Below are 2,922 nucleotides of genomic sequence, written 5' to 3' on the forward strand. Positions count from 1 at the left end.
CCAGCGAGTGCCGCATGCGGGTCGACATCTTCGGCTTCGATCTGGCGCAGCCGTTCGACGGCCTTGTCGATCCTGAGCCTGCGCAGCGGCAGATCCAGTTCGAACAATGACATGCCGCAGCCAATGTCGTTGCCGATCAGTTGTGGATGCAGCCGCTCGGACAGCACGGCAATTCCGGTCGGACCGTATTTGCCGGGATGCAGGTCGGGAAAGGCCGCAATCGAGGTGACGCCAGGCAGAGCCGCGACGGTCTGCAGTTGCTGAAGCGCCGCCCCCTCGATCCATGTGCGCGGTGAATAATAATGCTGGATATGCGCCGTCGCGACAATGCGCGGCGAAGAGGAGCCTGAGCTCCCGATCGATTTGCCCATGATGGAACACTTCTGGATAAAGGTCGGAAACCGGAGCCGTCGGGCATCCGTTCGACCGGCTTCAGTCAGCGGAACGCTGCCTTACGCCGGAACCCTCGAGGGGTGCGCGGTGAAGATGGTCGCCATCTTTCGCTCCCATGCCAGAAACAACAATGCGGCCCTCATAAAGCAAAAAGTCCAAAAAACAAGCGCAATGCCGCAACAGGATCCGGCGATAGCGCCAGCGGGTTGGCAGCAAGCGTCGATCGATCAACGCCCATCGCTTGTTGCACCATCTCTGTCCTCATGCCAAAAGCGGCGCGCTGCTCGGAGATACCCCTGCTTGAAGTCATTTCGCGACAAACGCCGCGACAGCCGCCCGCCAGCCAAGGCTGGGACAGGGGAGGCGCGCCCGTACGAGCCGCGTGGAGCAGCGCGGCCGGACGCCAGGCAGCGCGACCGGACCGAGACCAGAACCGACGATCGCGCCGAGCCTAAATCCGCACCGCGCATCCTCGCCCGCCGCGACGGCGCCCTGCCGGCCGAGCATCTTCCGCTGATCCTCGAAGTGGCGCCGAATGCCGACTATGCGCTGCTCGACAGTGGCGCCGGCCAGAAACTCGAACAATATGGCCCCTACCGCATCGTGCGGCCCGAGGGCCAGGCAATCTGGCAAAAGGCCCTGCCGGCGACGGACTGGGAGCGCGCCGACGCCGTCTTCACCGGCGATACCGACGAGGAAGGCATCGGCCGCTGGCGCTTCCCCTCAACCCCTCTCGGCGAAACCTGGCCGATGAAGCATGACGGCATTGACTATCTCGGCCGCTTCACCTCGTTTCGCCATGTCGGCGTCTTCCCCGAACAAGCTTCGCATTGGGACCACATGGCCGGCCTGATCGCGGCCGCCAAACGGCCGGTCAAGGTGCTGAACCTGTTCGGCTATACCGGCCTCGCCTCGCTGGTGGCGGCGCGCGCTGGCGCCGAGGTCACCCATGTCGATGCATCGAAGAAGGCGATCGGCTGGGCCCGCGAAAACCAGGAAATGGCCGGGCTCGGCAGCAAGCCGATCCGCTGGATCGTCGACGACGCGGTGAAGTTCGCCGAGCGCGAGGAGCGCCGCGGCAGCCGCTACGACATCGTGCTGTTCGATCCGCCGGCCTATGGCCGCGGCCCCAAGGGGGAGGTCTGGCAATTGTTCGAGGATCTTCCCAACCTCACCGACCTCTGCCGCGCGATCTTGACGCCGAAGCCGCTTGCCGTGGTGTTGACCGCCTATTCGATCCGCGCCTCCTTCTTCGCCATCCACGCCCTGATGCGCGACACCTTCGCCGGCATGGGCGGAAAGGTCGAATCAGGCGAGCTGATCATCCGCGAGAAGTCCGCCGGCCGGGCGCTTTCGACCTCGTTGTTTTCGCGTTGGGTGGCCCGATGAACGAACGGCACGCCGGCGCGCCCGGGCAGGTGAAGGAAGTCACCAGCCTCGCCAATCCCTTGATCAAGGACATCAAGGCCCTGGCACTGAAGAAATTCCGCGACCAGCAGCACGCCTTCATGGCCGAGGGTCTGAAACTGGTCATCGATGCGCTCGATCTCGGCTGGCAGATCAGAACGCTGGTTTTCGCCAAGGCCGGACGCGGCAACCCGGCCGTGGAGAAGGTCGCGGCACGCACGGTTGCCGCCGGCGGCACGGTGCTCGAGGTCTCCGAAAAAGTGCTTGTCGCCATCACCCGGCGCGACAATCCGCAGATGGTTGTCGGCGTCTTTTCGCAGAGATTCCTGGCTCTGAAGGACGTCCGAGCCGACAATGGCGATGTCTGGGTGGCGCTCGACCGGGTGCGCGATCCCGGCAACCTCGGCACGGTCATCCGCACCGTCGATGCCGTCGGCGCCAGGGGCGTCATCCTGGTCGGCGAGACCACCGATCCGTTCTCGGTCGAGACGGTGCGCGCCACCATGGGTTCGATCTTCGCCGTACCGGTGGCCAAGACGACGACCGAAGCCTTCCTGGCCTGGCGGGGCGGGTTTTCGGGCCTCGTTGCCGGCACGCATCTGAAAGGCGCCGTCGACTACCGCTCGGTCGATTTTTCCCGAGGCCCGGTGCTGCTGATGATGGGCAACGAGCAGCAGGGGCTGCCAGAGGCCCTGGCGGCGAGCTGCGACAGGCTGCTCAGGATCCCGCAGGCGGGCCGTGCCGATTCCCTCAATCTCGCCGTCGCCACCGGCATCATGCTGTTCGAGATCCGGCGCGGTGCGCTGAAGCTCGAACCGATCGTGGACCAGCAGTGAAGGTTGCCCGCGCGTGAGATCCCCGCCTTTGAGATCATGGTTTCCCTTCGCGCTGCTGGTCGTCGCGGCCATTGCGCTCGACCAGTGGATAAAGCACCTGGTCGAGACAGGTCTGCCCTTTCAGGAAAAGCTCGACCTCGTGCCTTTCCTGGCGCTGTTTCGCACCTACAACACCGGTATCGCCTTCTCGATGTTCACGTCCTTCGGCGACATCGGCCTGATCGTCATTTCGCTGGCCGTCGTCGCCTTCGTGCTGTTCCTGGCGACACGGATCGAACCGTCCCAG

4 protein-coding genes are annotated in these 2,922 nt (G+C 64.6%); 3 read left to right on the top strand and 1 reads right to left on the bottom strand.

Going from position 1 to position 2,922, the window contains the following annotated elements; genetic code table 11:
* On the bottom strand, window positions 1-371 hold a 371-nt coding region (locus tag WC739_RS25210; RefSeq protein ID WP_372955704.1), incomplete at its 3' end, for an RtcB family protein.
* A gap of 322 nt (window positions 372-693) precedes the next feature.
* Here WC739_RS25210 and WC739_RS25215 point away from each other — a divergent pair.
* The 3 genes from WC739_RS25215 to WC739_RS25225 form a co-directional block, all read left to right on the top strand.
* Window positions 694-1,782: a class I SAM-dependent methyltransferase gene (locus tag WC739_RS25215; protein WP_372955705.1), complete on the top strand. Its 1,089-nt coding sequence runs from the start codon at window positions 694-696 to the stop codon at window positions 1,780-1,782.
* Entirely contained in the window at window positions 1,779-2,636 is an 858-nt protein-coding gene (locus WC739_RS25220) for a TrmH family RNA methyltransferase (RefSeq protein ID WP_372955706.1), read from the top strand. Before WC739_RS25215 ends, WC739_RS25220 begins: the two co-directional genes overlap by 4 nt.
* A 28-nt stretch (window positions 2,637-2,664) precedes the next feature.
* Window positions 2,665-2,922: signal peptidase II (locus WC739_RS25225; RefSeq protein WP_372955707.1), on the top strand; the 258-nt coding region annotated here is incomplete at its 3' end.

The sequence above is a fragment of the Mesorhizobium sp. genome (assembly GCF_041661565.1).
Lineage (GTDB): Bacteria > Pseudomonadota > Alphaproteobacteria > Rhizobiales > Rhizobiaceae > Mesorhizobium.

Coding starts and splice junctions, on each gene's coding strand:
- WC739_RS25220 (WP_372955706.1), top strand. CDS start 1,779: ATGAACGAACGGCACGCCGGCGCGCCCGGGCAGGTGAAGGAAGTCACC.